The 15,959-nt window shown below is 71.3% G+C and carries 14 protein-coding genes; 7 read left to right on the plus strand and 7 right to left on the minus strand.

The window, feature by feature from the left end; all coding sequences use genetic code 11:
- Nucleotides 1-12: 12 nt before the first annotated feature.
- On the minus strand, nucleotides 13-1,038 hold the full coding sequence (locus JRG78_RS11665; RefSeq protein WP_259606820.1) for a LacI family DNA-binding transcriptional regulator: 1,026 nt from the start codon (nucleotides 1,036-1,038) through the stop codon (nucleotides 13-15).
- An 89-nt stretch (nucleotides 1,039-1,127) separates the two neighbouring features.
- On the opposite strand from JRG78_RS11665, the gene JRG78_RS11670 reads away from it, so the two are divergent.
- Nucleotides 1,128-4,151, plus strand: a complete 3,024-nt coding sequence (locus tag JRG78_RS11670) for an alpha-mannosidase (RefSeq protein WP_272653414.1) — start codon at nucleotides 1,128-1,130, stop codon at nucleotides 4,149-4,151.
- A 31-nt stretch (nucleotides 4,152-4,182) separates the two neighbouring features.
- Here JRG78_RS11670 and JRG78_RS11675 read toward each other — a convergent pair whose 3' ends face one another.
- A complete protein-coding gene (locus JRG78_RS11675; protein WP_272653415.1) occupies nucleotides 4,183-4,995 on the minus strand; it encodes a serine hydrolase domain-containing protein in 813 nt (270 codons plus the stop codon).
- A 17-nt stretch (nucleotides 4,996-5,012) separates the two neighbouring features.
- Complete coding sequence (locus JRG78_RS11680) at nucleotides 5,013-6,398, minus strand: glycine--tRNA ligase (protein WP_259608208.1); 1,386 nt, start codon at nucleotides 6,396-6,398, stop codon at nucleotides 5,013-5,015.
- Nucleotides 6,399-6,498: 100 nt separating this feature from the next.
- Here JRG78_RS11680 and JRG78_RS11685 point away from each other — a divergent pair, with 100 nt between their 5' ends.
- Complete coding sequence (locus JRG78_RS11685; protein ID WP_259606823.1) at nucleotides 6,499-6,915, plus strand: VOC family protein; 417 nt, start codon at nucleotides 6,499-6,501, stop codon at nucleotides 6,913-6,915.
- A gap of 3 nt (nucleotides 6,916-6,918) precedes the next feature.
- On the opposite strand, the gene JRG78_RS11690 is transcribed toward JRG78_RS11685, so the two are convergent.
- From JRG78_RS11690 to JRG78_RS11700, 3 genes are all read right to left on the minus strand, one after another.
- A complete protein-coding gene (locus tag JRG78_RS11690; protein WP_272653416.1) occupies nucleotides 6,919-7,608 on the minus strand; it encodes a GNAT family N-acetyltransferase in 690 nt (229 codons plus the stop codon).
- Between the two features lie 77 nt (nucleotides 7,609-7,685).
- Nucleotides 7,686-8,612 carry a class A beta-lactamase-related serine hydrolase gene (locus JRG78_RS11695; RefSeq protein WP_259606825.1) on the minus strand — a complete coding sequence of 309 codons (927 nt, stop codon included), beginning with the start codon at nucleotides 8,610-8,612 and terminating at the stop codon, nucleotides 7,686-7,688.
- Between the two features lie 177 nt (nucleotides 8,613-8,789).
- Entirely contained in the window at nucleotides 8,790-10,781 is a 1,992-nt protein-coding gene (locus JRG78_RS11700; protein WP_272653417.1) for a M13 family metallopeptidase, read from the minus strand.
- Nucleotides 10,782-10,957: 176 nt separating this feature from the next.
- On the opposite strand from JRG78_RS11700, the gene JRG78_RS11705 reads away from it, so the two are divergent.
- Both JRG78_RS11705 and JRG78_RS11710 read left to right on the plus strand, forming a co-directional pair.
- Nucleotides 10,958-12,277, plus strand: a complete 1,320-nt coding sequence (locus JRG78_RS11705; protein ID WP_259606827.1) for an MATE family efflux transporter — start codon at nucleotides 10,958-10,960, stop codon at nucleotides 12,275-12,277.
- A gap of 118 nt (nucleotides 12,278-12,395) precedes the next feature.
- Nucleotides 12,396-12,608 carry a hypothetical protein gene (locus JRG78_RS11710; RefSeq protein WP_259606828.1) on the plus strand — a complete coding sequence of 71 codons (213 nt, stop codon included), beginning with the start codon at nucleotides 12,396-12,398 and terminating at the stop codon, nucleotides 12,606-12,608.
- Between the two features lie 63 nt (nucleotides 12,609-12,671).
- On the opposite strand, the gene JRG78_RS11715 is transcribed toward JRG78_RS11710, so the two are convergent.
- Nucleotides 12,672-13,289: a TrmH family RNA methyltransferase gene (locus JRG78_RS11715; protein WP_272653418.1), complete on the minus strand. Its 618-nt coding sequence runs from the start codon at nucleotides 13,287-13,289 to the stop codon at nucleotides 12,672-12,674.
- A gap of 102 nt (nucleotides 13,290-13,391) precedes the next feature.
- Here JRG78_RS11715 and JRG78_RS11720 point away from each other — a divergent pair, with 102 nt between their 5' ends.
- The 3 genes from JRG78_RS11720 to JRG78_RS11730 are packed head-to-tail and all read left to right on the plus strand — an operon-like array spanning nucleotide 13,392 to nucleotide 15,951.
- On the plus strand, nucleotides 13,392-14,333 hold the full coding sequence (locus JRG78_RS11720) for a metal ABC transporter substrate-binding protein (protein WP_259606830.1): 942 nt from the start codon (nucleotides 13,392-13,394) through the stop codon (nucleotides 14,331-14,333).
- Nucleotides 14,330-15,076 (plus strand): metal ABC transporter ATP-binding protein, encoded by a 747-nt coding sequence (locus JRG78_RS11725; protein WP_272653419.1) that lies wholly within the window; start codon nucleotides 14,330-14,332, stop codon nucleotides 15,074-15,076. The genes JRG78_RS11720 and JRG78_RS11725 overlap by 4 nt, the downstream gene beginning before the upstream one ends.
- Complete coding sequence (locus JRG78_RS11730) at nucleotides 15,073-15,951, plus strand: metal ABC transporter permease (RefSeq protein ID WP_259606832.1); 879 nt, start codon at nucleotides 15,073-15,075, stop codon at nucleotides 15,949-15,951. The genes JRG78_RS11725 and JRG78_RS11730 overlap by 4 nt, the downstream gene beginning before the upstream one ends.
- Nucleotides 15,952-15,959 lie beyond the last annotated feature (8 nt).

The following is a 15,959-nucleotide window of genomic DNA, read 5'->3' on the forward strand; positions in this document are numbered from 1 at the left end:
CCCGTCGACGGGTCACCGACCCGGCGGGCTCGTGCTCTCCCTGGTCGTGAGCGTCGGCAGCGGACCGAGCCGGTCGGGCAGCTTCTCGCCCGACTCGATCTGCGCGAGCAGGAACTGCGCGGCCTGCTCGCCGAGTGCGAAGGTGTCGCGCGTGAGGCAGGTGATCGACGGGTGCACGAGCCCGGTCACCACCGAGTCGACGAAGGACGCCAGGGACAGTCCGGTCGGCACCGCGACGTTCATCTCCTGCGCCACCCGGAGGCCGGCGATCGCCATCACGTCGTTGTCGTAGACGATCGCGGTCGGCCGTTCGCGGCGACTGAGCAGCATCCGCGTGGTGGCGGTCGCGGCGCTCGGCGAGTAGTCCGTGACGAACGTCTCGCCCGCCACGCCGCGCGCGGCCAGATCGCCGAGGACGCCGGCGCGGATGCGGGTGTGCTGGAACTCCTCGGGGCCGGAGACGTACGCCACGCTGCGGTGACCGAGCGCGGCCAGGTAATCGAACAGGGCGTGCGCGGCCTGGCCGTCGTCGAGCCATATCGCCGCCGGCTCCCCGGCATCCGACGCATGGCTGCCGATGACCACGGCCGGCAGACCGAGCTCGTCGAGCAGGGCGAAGCGGGGGTCGTCATCGCGCGGGTCGATCACGATCACGCCGTCGACCTGATGGGCGTTGCGCCAGCGGCGATAGGTGGCCATCTCCTCGTCGATGGACGAGACGAGGACGAGCTGCATGGCGATCCGCTGGGCGGCGAGCGCCGACTGGACGCCGGCGATCAGGTCGGTGAAGAACGCCTCGGTGCCGAGCGTGCGCGCCGGCCGGTTCACGGCGAAGCCGACGACCCCGGCACGCGAGCCGACGAGCGCTCGGGCCGCCGAGCTCGGCTGCCACTGGTGCTCCTCGGCGATCTCCAGGATGCGCCGGCGGGTCTGCTCGCTCACGCCGGGGCGGCCGTTGAGCGCGAACGACACCGCCCCGGGGGAGACCCCGGCGAGGCGCGCGATGTCGGCGATGGTGACGCGCTTCGTCCGTGACATAGACTCACCGTACTAGACCGTTTTAGTCGCCGCGATGGGGATCGCCCGCGCGGGTATCCCCCATTCTCACACCGCCAGAGGAGCACACTGTGCACGAAGAGACCTCGCTCACCGTCGGCCGCGTGAACCGCGTGCTCGTCGAGCGCGTCCGCCCCGCCATCCACTCGGCGCGGATCCCCTTCGAGATCGCGGCGCGCGCCCTGCCCGGCGAGCCGATCGCACCGGCCGAGGGTCTCGCCCTGGACTTCGAGCCGTTCACCGCCGGAAGCCTGTGGGGTCCGGCCTGGGGCACGACGTGGTTCCGTCTGCGCGGCGAGATCCCCGCCGCATGGGCGGGCCGTCGCGTCGAGGCGCTGATCGACCTGGGCTTCGACGTGAACATGACCGGATTCCAGTGCGAGGGCCTCGTCTACCGCCCCGACGGCACCCCGGTGAAGAGCATCAACCCGCGCAACCAGTGGCTGACCGTCACGGAGCAGGCCGCCGGCGGAGAGGCCGTCGAGTACTACCTGGAGGGCGCGTCCAACCCGGTGCTGCTCGACTACCACCCCTTCCTGCCGACGCAGGAGGGCGACATCCTCACCTCCTCCCCCGAGCCGCTGTACCGGGTCCGCCACATGGACCTCGCGGTGTTCGAGCCGGAGGTGTTCGAGCTCTCCCTCGACCTCGACGTGCTCCTCGAACTGCAGGCCGAGCTGCCGGAGACCTCGCCGCGGCGGATGCGGATCCTGCAGGCCCTGGATGACGCGCTCGACGTGCTCGATCTCCAGCGGATCCCCGAGACGGCATCCGCTGCCCGCGCGAGGCTCGCGGACGTGCTGTCCTCCCCGGCGGAGGCGAGCGCGCACCGCATCGCCGCGATCGGTCACGCCCACATCGACTCGGCCTGGCTGTGGCCGGTGCGCGAGACCATCCGCAAGGTCGCACGCACGACGTCCTCGATGACGACGCTGATCGAGGAGCAGCCGGAGTTCCTCTACGGCATGTCCAGCGCCCAGCAGTACGCGTGGATCAAGGAGCACCGCCCCGAGGTCTACGAGCGCATCAAGGACGCCGTGGCCGCCGGCCGCTTCCTGCCGCTGGGTGGCATGTGGGTCGAGTCCGACACCGTCATGCCGACCGGCGAGTCGCTGGTGCGTCAGTTCTCCTACGGGCAGCGCTTCTTCGAGCGCGAGTTCGGCGTGCGCTGCAAGGGCGTCTGGCTGCCCGACAGCTTCGGGTACTCGCCGGCGCTACCGCAGCTGATGCGCCGGGCCGGCTTCGAGTGGTTCTTCACGCAGAAGATCTCCTGGAACCAGCGCAACGTGTTCCCGCATCACACCTTCCTGTGGGAGGGCATCGACGGCTCGCGCATGTTCACGCACTTCCCGCCGATGGACACCTACAACTCCCAGCTCGCCGGCTCGGAGGTGGCGAAGGCGTCGCGACAGTTCAAGGAGAACCGCGTCGCGACCATGTCGCTGGCGCCGGTCGGCTGGGGCGACGGCGGCGGCGGGACGACGCGCGAGATGACCGGCCGCGCCGCCCGTCTGGCGGACCTCGAGGGGTCGGCGAAGGTGGAGTGGAAGCATCCGGACGCCTTCTTCGCCGACGCCCGCGCCGAGCTGACCGATCCCGCCGTGTGGGTGGGCGAGCTGTACCTCGAGCTGCACCGCGGCACCCTCACCAGCCAGCACGGCACCAAGGCGCTGCACCGCCGCGCCGAGCACGCGCTCATCGAGGCCGAGCTGTGGGCGACGACCGCATGCGTGCGACTCGGCACCGGGTACCCGTACGAGGAGCTCGACCGGCTGTGGCAGCTCGTGCTGCTGCACGAGTTCCACGACATCCTCCCCGGCACGTCGATCGCGTGGGTGCATCGTGAGGCCGTCGAGGTGCTCGGCAAGGTCGTGGCGGATGCCCGGCAGCTGGCATCCGACGCCCGGCATGTCCTGGCCGGCGACGGCGACCTCGAGCTCGTCTTCTCCCCCACCGACGGCGGTGCGTCTGCCCGCACCCCGGTCGTCGCCTCCCCGGTCATCGAGCGAGGCGCGGAGCGCCGAGACGACTCGGCCGACAACGCCGTGACCCTCACAGAGGAGTCCGGCGGCTTCCGCCTGGAGAACGAGCTGGTCAGCATCCTCGTCGACGGCTCCGGGCTCATCGTCTCGGCGGTCGACCGCACGACCGGCCGCGAGGCCATCCCCGCCGGGAACCCGGCGAACCTGTTCCAGCTGCACCAGGACTTCCCGAACATGTGGGACGCGTGGGACATCGACCGGTACTACCGCAACCGCGTCGAGGACCTCCGTGAGGCGGAATCCGTCACGGCATCCGTGGAGGACGGCGTCGCGACCGTCGTCGTCCGCCGGGCCTTCTCTGCGTCCTCGCTGGTGCAGACGATCACGCTCGAGCCGGGTGCGCGCACCGTGCTGCTGCGCACCGAGATCGACTGGAACGAGGCCGAGAAGCTGCTCAAGCTCGCCTTCCCGCTCGACATCTTCGCCCGCGAGACCCTCGCGGAGACGCAGTTCGGCTACCAGCGCCGCGTCACGCACGTGAACACGAGCTGGGAGGCGGCGAAGTTCGAGACCTCGATGCACCGCTTCGTGCTCGTCGAGGAGGACGGCTTCGGCGTCGCCCTCGTGAACGACTCGATCTACGGCTACGACACGAGCCGCGACGCCGACGGGGACGAGGTCACCACGACCGTGCGCCTGTCGCTGCTGCGCGCGCCGCGCTTCCCCGATCCGGAGACCGATCACGGACGGCACGAGATCACCGTGGGGCTCGTGGTGGGGGCGGATGCCGCGATCGCGACCGCCGAGGGGCAGAAGCTCAACGCCCCGGCGACCGTCGTCCGCGGCGCGGCGGAGGTCGCCCCGCTCGTGCGCGTCGAGGGCGAGGGCGTCGTCGTCTCGGCGGTGAAGCTGGCCGACGACCGCTCCGGCGACGTGATCGTGCGGGTGTACGAGGCGCTCGGCCGCCGGGCCACAGGCACGCTCATCGCCGACTTCGCGCACTCCGGCATCCGCGAGGTGTCGCTGATCGAGGACGAGCTGGAGAACCCGCGCCAGGGCGGCGAGCTGTCCCTGCGCCCCTTCGAGGTCCGCACGCTCCGCATCACACGCTGACCGCGTCTCCGACCGCGCCGGCGCGGCGGGCTCACCCGTAGCGCGTCACGATCTCCTCGGTGAGCGCCGGCCAGATCCGCTTGTGCGCCTCGCCGAAGGGGACGCCCGACAGGAAGGCGGCGGCGAGGTCGCGGGACCGGTCGATGAAGAGGAAGCTGCCCTGGGCGCCGAAGTGACCGGCGGTCTGCGGCGGCAGCGTGTCGCTCAGCCAGTGCGGCGTCTTGGCGCCCTTCAGCTCGAAGCCGAGACCCCACTGGTTGTCGGCGTACGTGCCGTAGCCGGGGACGAGCCCGCGCAGCCCCTCCCGCGAGACGGTCAGCGCCAGGTCGCGCAGCGCCGCGGGGATCAGCCGGGGGCGGAGCACCTCGCGACCGAAGATGAGCAGGTCGCCGATCGAGGAGCGCGCGCCCGCGGACGGCCGGCCCGTGACATCCGTCTCCGTCATCCCGAGCGGCCCGGTCACCTCGCGGGCCATCCACTCGGCGAAGGGCATGCCGACGGCCTCGGCGACGTGCGCGGCGAGCAGGTCGAACCCGGCGTTGGAGTAGATGCGGCGCTCGCCCGGCGGGCGCTCCGGCCGGTCGCCCTCGAACGGCAGGCCGCTGGTGTGGTCGAGCAGGTGCAGCACCGTCGAGCCCTCCGGGCCGGCGGGGTCCTCGAAGTCCAGCAGCCCGTGCTCGACCGCGACGAGCACCCCCCACGCGGTGAGCGGCTTGGTCACGGACGCGAGGGGAAGCACGGCGTGCGGGTCGCCCTGCACCGCGAGCGTCTCCTCGGCGCCGGTGACCCCGACCAGGGCCGGATGCGGGAACCCGGCGGTCGCGGCGAAGGTCGTCGTCTCCACGGTGGACCGGCCTCCGGTCAGGCGCCGCGCAGACGCTCGCCGAGGTAGGCCTGCAGCCCCTCCAGCGGGATGCGCTCCTGCGCCATGCTGTCGCGATCGCGCACGGTGACGGCGTCGTCCTCGAGGGAGTCGAAGTCGACCGTGACGCAGAACGGCGTGCCGATCTCGTCCTGGCGGCGGTAGCGGCGGCCGATCGCGCCGGCGTCGTCGAAGTCGACGGTCCACTGCCCGCGGAGCCGGTCGGCGACCGACCGGGCGAGCGGCGAGAGCTTCTCGTTGCGCGACAGCGGCAGCACCGCGACCTTCACCGGGGCCAGACGCGGGTCGAGCTTGAGCACCGTGCGGGTGTCGGTGCCGCCCTTGGCGTTCGGCACCTCCTCCTCGCGGTATGCGTCCACGAGGAACGCCATCATCGAGCGGGTGAGACCGAAGGACGGCTCGATCACGTACGGGGTGTACCGCTCGCCGGATGCCTGGTCGAAGTAGGTCAGGCTCTGGCCGGACGCCTCGCTGTGGCTGGACAGGTCGAAGTCGGTGCGGTTCGCGATGCCCATCAGCTCGCCCCACTCCTTGCCGGGGAAGCCGAAGCGGTACTCGACGTCGATGGTGCCCGCCGAGTAGTGGGCGCGCTCGTCCTCGGGGACGTCGAAGCGGCGCATGTTGTCGGGGTCGATGCCGAGGTCGACGAACCAGTTCCAGCACTCCTCGACCCAGTGCTCGAACCACTGCGGCGCCTCCGCCGGCGGGGTGAAGTACTCGATCTCCATCTGCTCGAACTCGCGGGTGCGGAAGATGAAGTTGCCGGGGGTGATCTCGTTGCGGAACGCCTTGCCGACCTGGCCGATGCCGAACGGCGGCTTCTTGCGGCTGGCGGTGAGCACGTTCGTGAAGTTCACGAAGATGCCCTGCGCGGTCTCGGGCCGCATGTAGTGCAGACCGGACTCGTCGTCGACGACGCCGAGGTAGGTCTTGACCAGACCCGAGAACGCCTTCGGCTCGGTCCACTGTCCCTTGGTGCCGCAGTTCGGGCACGGCACGTCGGCCAGCCCGTTCTCCGCCTTGCGGTTCTTGCGGGACTCGAAGTCGTCGAGCAGGTTGTCGGCGCGGAAGCGCTTGTGGCAGCTGAGGCACTCCACCAGCGGGTCGGTGAAGGTGGCGACGTGGCCGGATGCCTCCCACACGCGCTTGGGCAGGATGATGCTCGAGTCGAGACCCACCATGTCGCCGCGCCCGCGGACGAACGTCTGCCACCACTGCCGGCGGATGTTCTCCTTCAGCTCGGTGCCGAGGGGGCCGTAGTCCCAGGCCGAGCGGGAACCGCCGTAGATCTCACCCGCTTGGAACACGAACCCGCGGTGGCGGGCGAGGCTGATGACCTTGTCAAGACGGGACTGTTCGGCCACGGTGGCTCCAATGGTCGGATGCTGCGGGGAGACGCCCGTGATGACGGACATCCCCATCCTATCCGCGCCCGGAGCCGGTCGCCGGTGGCAGGCTGGGGGCATGGAACAGCGTGTGAGCTTCATCACCCTGGCGGTGGCCGATGTCGCCCGCAGCCGGGCGTTCTACGTCGACGGCCTCGGCTGGCAGCCGATCTTCGAGGCAGACGACGTGCTGATGCTGCCGGTCGCGGACCGCATGATCCTGTCACTGTGGAGCGTCGACGGGTTCGCGGCCGAGATCGGCGAAGCACCGGCATCCGGCCTCGCCCCGGTCACCCTCGCGCACAACCTCGCCACCGACGCCGAGGTGGACGCGGTGCTCGCCGAGGCCGAGGCGCTCGGCGCCCGCGTCTGGCCGGCCGAGCGGCGCCAGTGGGGCGGATACTCCGGCTACTTCGCCGATCCCGACGGCTTCCGCTGGGAGATCGCGGTCAACCCGGGCGAGACGGGGGCGTTCGTGCTCCCCCCGGCGGGCTGAGCGTCACTCGGTGAACAGGTACCCGCGGTTCACGTCGAAGCCGGCGATGCGCAGGCCGCGGCCGAGCAGCTCCTCCATCTCGCCGCGCAGGCGCAGACGCCACTCGTGCGCGGCATCCGGATCGGAGACGCGCATGGCTTCGATGTCCGACGGGATCTGCAGGGTCTCCACCACGGCGTCGTCCGCCGGCGGCTTGGCGAGCTCCGCGAGAGCCCATTCGACGTCCAGGCGGTCGCTCTCGTCGCCGGCGTCCCCGCCGCCGAAGATGCCGTACCGGTTGACCGAGTAACCGGTGACGTGCGCGCGCAGCACGGTCAGGAAGAAGTGCGCGTTGCGTGCGACGAGCGGGTCGAAGGTCCAGGTGATGCGGCCGACGTCGCGGGAGAACGCCCACTGACGCTGGTGCTCCTTGAGCTCGCGCCCCCAGCCGCGGCCGCGGTACTCCGGCAGCAGCGCCGTGATGTGCGAGTGCATCGCGCGCCGGGCGGGCTCGCCGAAGAACGCGATGGAGGCGCCGACCATCTTCTCCGTGCCGTCCTCGTCGTCGAACAGGCCGACGACATAGTTGCCCGACTGCTGCAGCGCCCGCAGGGTGCCCGCGTCGATGACGCGCTCGGGCCCGCGGATGGAATCCAGCAGGGCCTGGGCGTCCAGGATCAGTTCAACGGTGTCGAGATCGCGGATGGTTCGCACGTACCCAGTCTGCCCGTCCAGGGCCGTGTGCGGAAACGCGGCGCCGCAGGTGGGTCATCGGGCGCCCCGGCGCGGGTTCAGAACGCGTACTCCATGAGGTCGACGCCGAGCACGCGGAACGCGTCGTGCGCGCGCAGCCGGTGGCTGATCGAGAGGTCGTCGAAGCAGACCGTGAGTGCGTAGGACACGCCGGCGCGGGGCCCGGCGAGCACGCCGGCCTCGGCCCGCACGCCGCGGTCGCGCCCGGTCTTGTCGATGAAGAGCAGCCCGTGCGCGTCGTGGTCGTGCGCGAACGGGTCGAGACCGGCGGATGCCCCGACGAGGCTGAGGTCCTGGTTCAGACTGAGCCACTCCGCCACCTGGGCGCTGACCGTCGCGTCGACGGCCTTCCCGTTCACCAGCGACGAGAACAGTGCCGCGAACTCACGGGTGGTCCCGACGGCGACGTGCGGGGCGTCGTCCGGCCCGCGGTGGTCGCGGAAGCGGTCGAGTACGGCGCTGCGCGGCATCCCGAGCGCGACCATGCGCGCCCGGACGCGCTCGTTCCCGACCAGGTCGAGCAGTGCGTTCGCGGCGTTCGGGTCTCCGGCGGCGGCCGCGAGCACGGCGAGGTCGACGATCGGGAGCGCCGGTGCGCGCAGGTGGCGCCACAGCCCGGAGCCCGTCACCAGCCCGGCATCCGGACGATTCACGAGACGCAGCGGGTCGAGCTCGCCCGCCTCGAGCGCCGCCGCCACCTCGACGAGCACCGGCACGAGGCACAGGCCCGCGACAGGGAGGGGGACGTGGTCGTCGCCGGTGAGCACGGGCTGCCCGGTGTCGAGGTCGGCGACGTGCACGGCGACCTGCGCGCCGGATGCGGCCAGCTCCTCCAGGGCGCGCATGGTGGAGCCGAACGAGCGGCGTCCGGGCGCGGCACGACGCGGTACGCGCCGGGCACCGCGCTGCGAACGGCGCAGCGTCGCCGGCGGCGGCCCGTCGACGGGGCCAGGGGAAGTGCCCACGCGGAGTCCTTTAGCGCTACGGGGCCGTCGCGTCTCGGTCACGGTGCGCGACCTCGTCCGACGGCCGGGGAGGGGAGGCGGCGGGCGTCCGGACGGTTCACGGCGTGCATCCGACGCGGACACCCCGGCTATCGTAACCCCGTCCGCCTCCCCCTCTACCGGGAGCGGAGGCTTCCGTCACCAGATCGTCACACGCTGCTCCGCGGGCAGGTGCAGCGCATCGCCCTCGGTCACGCCGAACGCGTCGTAGAACGCGTCGATGTTGCGCACGATCTGGTTGCACCGGAACTCGTTCGGCGAGTGCGGGTCGATGGTGAGCAGCCGGATCGTCTCGGCGTCGCGGCTCTTCTGCTGCCACACCTGCGCCCAGCTCAGCAGCAGCCGCTGGATGCCGGTGTACCCGTCGATCACGGGCGCCTCGGCGCCGCCGAGCGACAGCTCGTACGCCTTGATCGCGATGCCCAGGCCGCCGAGGTCGCCGATGTTCTCACCGATGGTGAGCGCCCCGTTGACGTGGTGCTCCTCGGACAGACCGGCGGGCACGAGCGCGTCGTACTGCGCGATGAGCACCTTGGTGCGCTCCTCGAACGCGGCGCGGTCCTCATCGGTCCACCAGTCCTGCAGCCGGCCGTCGCCGTCGTAGCGGCTGCCCTGGTCGTCGAAGCCGTGCCCGATCTCGTGGCCGATCACCGCGCCGATGCCGCCGTAGTTCGCGGCCGCGTCGCGGTTCGGGTCGAAGAACGGGTACTGCAGGATCGCCGCGGGGAACACGATCTCGTTCATCAGCGGGTTGTAGTAGGCGTTCACCATCTGCGGCGGCATGAACCACTCGTCGCGATCGATCGGCTTGCCGACCTTCGCGATCTGCCGGTCGTGCTCGAACGTGTTGGCGCGGCGCACGTTGCCGACGAGATCGGATGCCGAGATCTCGACGCCCTCGTAATCCTTCCACTTCTCGGGGTGCCCGATCTTCGGCCGGAAGGTGGCCAGCTTGTCGAGCGCCTTCCGCCGGGTCTCCGGGCCCATCCACTCCAGCGTCTCGATGCTCTGCCGGTAGGCCTCGATGAGGTTCGCCACCAGCTCATCCATCGCCGCCTTCGCGGCGGGCGGGAAGTGCCGCTCGACGTAGATCCGTCCGACCGCGTCGCCGAGGGCGCCCTCGACGAGGGTGACGCCGCGCTTCCAGCGCTCGCGGATGGTGGGCGTGCCGGTGAGCTCGGTGCCGTAGAAGGAGAAGTTCTCGTCGACGATGTCGTCGGGGAGGTAGGCGGCCAGGCCGTGCACGACCTTGGCGCGCAGCCACGCCTTCCAGTCCTCCAGGCGCTCCTCGGTGAGCAGGGCGCCCAGGCCCTCGATGAAACTGGGCTGGTAGACGACGACCTCGGCGAAGGCGTCGACGGGCTCAGCGCCCGCGGCCGGGGCCACGGCGTCCCGCCACGGCGTCAGGTCGACGCCGACGAGCTGCTGCAGCTCGTCCCAGGTCTTCAGGTTGTAGGTCTTGACCGCGTCGCGGCTGGCGACGTTGTCCCAGTGGTGCCCGGCGACCTCGTGCTCGAGGCCGAAGGCGCGGTCGGCGGTGCCGGCGGCATCCGCGATACCGGCGAGCGTGAGGATCCGCTCGAGGTGGGCGCGGTACGCGGCGCGGGTGCCTTCGAAGTTCTCCAGCCGGTAGTAGCTCTCGTCCGGCAGGGACAGCCCGCCCTGCACGACGAACGGCACGTACCGGTCGGGGTTGCCGGGGTCGGGTTCGACGAACACGCCGAGCAGCGAGGCGATGCCGTCGCGGTCGAAGCCGCCGACGGCGGCGAGGAAGGACGGGATGCCGTCGATCGCGTCGACCTTGTCGAGCTGCTCGCGCAGCGGGGCGAGGCCGAGCTCGGCGATGCGCTCGGTGTCCATGAAGCTCGCGAACAGGTCGCCCACCTTGCGGGCGAGGGTGCCGGGCGCGGCATCCTGCGACTCGACGATGATGTCGCGGACGTCCTTCTCGGCCTGTTCGTGCAGGAGGTGGAAGGAGCCCCAGCGCGCCTTGTCCTCGGGGATCTCGGTGCGCTCGAGCCACGCGCCGTTGACGTGGCGGTAGAGGTCGTCCTGGGGACGGATGTCGGGGCTGAACTCGTCGATGGCAAGTCCGGAGGGCAGAACACCGGTGGGGAGCACGTCAGTCATGCGCCCAGCCTATGCGCCGCCTCCCCCACGGCGGCGGCGACGGAACAGCCCGCGTGGTGCCGCCGGCTGCGCGACGGATGCGGCGGCGGCATCCGCCCGGCGCTGACGCCACGCGCAGCAGCAGGGCGGGCGGGCCGAGGCCGGTGAGGTTCTCGGACTCGCAATAGGCTCGAACGGTGCCCGCCCCGACGCTGAACCGTGAGATCCTGCGCCTCGCCGTGCCGGCGTTCGGCGCCCTCGTCGCCGAGCCGGCGTTCCTCATCGTCGACGCGGCGCTCGTCGGGCACCTCGGCACGATCCCGCTGGCCGGCCTGGGCATCGCGAGCGCGGTGCTGCAGACGATCGTCGGGCTGATGATCTTCCTCGCCTACTCGACGACCCCCGCGGTCGCGCGCCGGTTCGGCGCCGGCGACCATGCGGATGCCGTCTCGATCGGCATCGACGGGATGTGGCTCGCCCTGGGGCTCGGCGCCCTGCTCGCCGCCTCCGGCGCGATCGCCACGCCGTGGATGGTCTCGCTGTTCGGTGCGACGGATGCCGTGTCCGCCGAGGCGCAGACCTACCTCGTGATCTCGATGTGGGGCCTTCCCGCCATGCTCATCGTGTTCGCCGCCACCGGGCTGCTGCGCGGGATGCAGGACACCATGACGCCGCTGTGGATCGCGGGCCTCGGGTTCGGGGCGAACGCGCTGCTGAACGCGCTGTTCATCTATGGGTTCGGCTGGGGCATCGCCGGTTCCGCGTTCGGGACGGTCACCGCGCAGTGGGGCATGGTGGCCGCCTACGTCGTGGTGGTCCGGCGGCTCGCACTGCGGCACGGCGCCTCGATGAAGGCGCAGCGCGAGGGCATCCGCGGATCGGCCCGCTCCGGCGGGTGGCTGTTCCTGCGCACGGTGAGCCTGCGCGTCGCCCTGCTCGCCACGGTCGGCGTCGCCACCGGGATCGGCACGGAGGAGCTCGCCGGCTGGCAGATCGTGTTCACGATCTTCTCGACCGCCGCGTTCGCGCTCGACGCGCTCGCGATCGCGGCGCAGGCGCTGATCGGCAAGGGCCTCGGCGCCGGAGACGACGAGCAGGTGCGCCGGGTGCTGCGCCGCACCGTCGCGTGGGGCGCCTGGTTCGGCGTGATCGTCGGAGGACTCATCGCGGCCCTGTCCGGTGTGCTCGGCGTCGTCTTCACCGGGGATGCGGGCGTCGCCGCCCTCGTGCAGCCGGCGTTCCTCGTCCTCGCCATCGCGCAGCCGATCGCCGGCATCGTCTTCGTGCTGGACGGCGTACTGATGGGCGCGAACGACGCGCGCTATCTCGCGGTCGCAGGCGTGATCAACCTGGTCCCGCTGCTGCCGGCGCTGTGGATCATCTCGGCGACGGGCGTGGACGGCGCCGCGGGACTGATCTGGCTCGCCGTGTCGTTCTTCGGGCTCTACCTCCTCGCCCGGCTCGGCACGCTCGGCTGGCGCGTGCGCACCGACCGGTGGATGCGGATCGGGGCCTGATCCTGCACAGCCCCGGCGTCAGCGCGACCTCTCCCCAGCGGCCGGTGTCCGGGGTTCACCCGCACGGGCGACCCTGGCATTGTCGAAGGACCCGGACGACAATGGAGGAATGCTGAGCATGACAGAACCCCAGGTGTGGACGCTGATCGGCGTCTTCGCGGCCGGGCTGTTCGGCATGCTCACCCTGATGTCGACGATGTTCGTCCGGATCATCCGGGCGGAGATGAGCGGTCTCGCAGCGGAGATCAAGGCGATCCATCACCGTCTCGACCGCATCGACGCCGATGTCAACGCGCTGATGCGTCACGCATTCGGCGTCGACCGCGGCTGACCGGGTCAGGCCACGGCCGCAGCATCCGTTCTGGCATAGGGCGATGTGACCGCGCCCTGCTTCTCAGGCGTACCGCCGGCACCACTCGTACATGACGACGGCCGCCGCCGCGCTCGCGTTGATCGAACGGGTGGAGCCGTACTGCGTGATCTCGACATGGGCGGATGCCGCCGCGAGCGCCTCCGGCGACAGGCCGGGGCCCTCCTGCCCGAACAGCAGCACGCAGCGCTCCGGCAGGTCCGCACGCTCGACCGGCACCGCCTCTCCCACGTTGTCCACCGCGACGATCGGGATGCCCTCGCCCCGCGCCCAGGCCGCGAAGGATGCCACGTCCTCGTGGTGCACGACGTGCTGGTAGCGGTCGGTCACCATCGCGCCGCGCCGGTTCCAGCGCCGGCGGCCGATGATGTGCACGGTGTCGGCGAGGAAGGCGTTCGCGCTGCGCACGATCGACCCGATGTTCATGTCGTGCTGCCAGTTCTCGATGGCGACGTGGAACGGATGCCGCCGGCTGTCGAGATCCGCGACGATGGCCTCCATCCGCCAATAGCGGTAGCGGTCGATCACGTTCCGGGTGTCGCCGTGCGCGAGCAGCTCCGGGTCGTATCGGTCGCCCTCCGGCCACGGCCCCTGCCACGGGCCGAGCCCGTGTGTGGAGCGCTCGGGGGTCTGCTCAGCCATCCCGACCAGCGTAGCCCGCCCCGCCGCCCACCCCGCCGGCATGCCGGGCGCGCCCGCACGGGCACCTTTCGGGGCACCGAAAAATCCGCCTACAATTTCGGTATGCCGAAAACTCTCCGCCGCGCCGGCGTCGCCCTCCTCCTCGCCGCGTCCCTCACCGGGCCGCTGGCGTCGTGCGCGCCCGCGTCGGGCGACGGCGCCCCGGCCGGGGAGGACGCCGACCGCCCGGTCGTGCTCACCACGTTCACCGTCCTCGCCGACATCGCCGCCAACGTCGCGGGCGATCACCTCGCCGTGGAGTCGATCACGAAGCCGGGCGCCGAGATCCACGGCTACGAGCCCACCCCGAGGGACATCGCGAAGGCATCCGAGGCCGACCTCATCCTCGACAACGGGCTCAACCTCGAGGCGTGGTTCGCGCAGTTCGTGGAGTCGGTCGACGTGCCGCACGTCGTCGTCTCCGAGGGCGTCGAGCCGATCGACATCTCCGAGGACGCGTACGCCGGCAAGCCCAACCCGCACGCGTGGATGAGCCCGCTGAACGTGCAGATCTATGTCGACAACATGGTCGAGGCCTTCAGCGATCTCGATCCGGCGCACGCCGACCACTTCGCCCGCAACGGCGAGGGCTACAAGGCCGAGCTGCAGGCCGTGCAGGACGAGCTGGTGGCGGAGCTGGCCGCCCTGCCCGAGCATCAGCGCGCGCTGGTCACCTGCGAGGGCGCCTTCTCGTACCTGGCCCGCGACGCCGGCCTCACCGAGGCGTACATCTGGCCGGTGAACGCAGAGCAGCAGGCCACCCCGCAGCAGATCACCCGGGCGATCGCGTTCGTCACCGAGAACGACGTGCCGGCGGTGTTCTGCGAGTCGACCGTCTCCGACAAGCCGATGCGCCAGGTGGTGGAGGCGACCGGGGCCTCGTTCGGGGGCATCCTGTACGTCGACTCGCTGTCCGAGGCGGACGGGCCGGTGCCCACCTACCTCGACCTGATCCGGCACGACGCGGAGACCATCGTCGCCGCCCTCACCGGGGGCGGATCATGAGCGGCCCGCACCCGGCGATCGAGGTCGACGGCGTCGGCGTCCGCTACGGCGAGGTCGTCGCGCTCGAGGACGTGTCGCTGCGCGTCCCGTTCGGCAGCGTGACGGCGCTGGTCGGCATGAACGGCTCCGGGAAGTCGACGCTATTCAAGGCGCTCACCGGCATGGTGCGGCCCGCGCACGGCCGGGTGCGGCTGGACGGCATGACCCCGGCGGAGGCGCGGCGGCGAGGACTGATCGGGTACGTGCCGCAGAGCGAGGCGGTCGACTGGGCCTTCCCGGTCTCGGTGCGCGACGTCGTGATGATGGGGCGCTACGGCCACCTCGGTCCCACCCGCCGGCCGCGCCGTGAGGACCGCGAGATCGTCGACCGCGCGCTGGAGCGCGTGGAGCTCGCCGACCTCGCCGAGCGGCAGATCGGCCGGCTCTCCGGCGGGCAGCGCAAGCGGGTGTTCGTCGCCCGCGGCATCGCGCAGGACGCCCGCATCCTGCTGCTCGACGAGCCGTTCGCCGGGGTGGACAAGAAGTCCGAGGCGATGATCGTCCGGCTGCTCCGCGAGGCGGCGGCCGAGGGGCGCACCGTGCTCGTCTCCAGTCACGATCTGCACGCCCTCCCCGGGCTTGCGGATGCCGCGGTGCTACTGCTCCGGCGGGTGCTGTTCCACGGGCCGGTGGCCGAGGCGCTGCACCCCGAGCAGCTCACCCGCGCGTTCGGGCTGGACATCCTCGGGAAGGAGGGGTCATGAGCGCGATCGATCTGCTCCTGGAGCCGCTGCAGTACGAGTTCATGGTGCGCGCGCTGGTGACCACCGTGATCGCCGCCGTGGTGTGCGCCGTGCTGTCGTGCTGGCTGGTGCTGATCGGCTGGTCGCTGATGGGGGATGCCGTGTCGCACGCCGTGCTGCCCGGGGTGGTGCTGGCGTACGTCGTGGGCGCGCCGTTCGCGCTCGGCGCGCTCGTGTTCGGCTTCCTCGCGGTCGCCCTGATCGGCCTCATCCGGGGCACCAGCCGGGTGAAGGAGGACGCCGCGATCGGCATCGTGTTCACGACGCTGTTCGCGCTGGGCCTGGTGCTCATCTCGGTGACGCCCAGCCAGACCGACCTGAACCACATCATCTTCGGCAACATCCTCGGCATCTCCACGGCCGATCTGGTGCAGATCGCGATCCTCGCCACCGTGGCCTTCGTGGTGCTCATCGCCAAGCGGCGCGACCTCACGCTCTACGCCTTCGACCCGGCGCACGCGTTCGCGATCGGCCTGTCGCCGCGGATGCTCGGCGCGCTCCTGCTCGGCCTGCTCGCCCTGACCGCCGTCGTCGCGCTGCAGGTGGCCGGGGTGATCCTGGTCGTGGCGATGCTGATCATCCCTGGCGCGACCGCCTACCTGCTCACCGACCGCTTCGGCGCGATGCTCGTCCTCGCCCCGGTGATCGCCGCCGCGTCGTCGGTGCTGGGCATCTACCTCAGCTACTGGCTCGACGCGGCATCCGGCGGACTGGTGGTTGTGGTGCAGGGCGCCGTCTTCGCGCTCGTGTATCTGTTCAGCCCCCGTCAGGGCGTGCTCGCCCGGGCGCTGAGCGGCCGGCGCCGGGCGACGGCCGCCGGGATGGCCCGCGGGTAGGCTCGAGA

Origin of the sequence: Microbacterium sp. EF45047 (assembly GCF_028472845.1) — a bacterium.
Classification (GTDB): Bacteria; Actinomycetota; Actinomycetes; order Actinomycetales; family Microbacteriaceae; genus Microbacterium; species Microbacterium neungamense.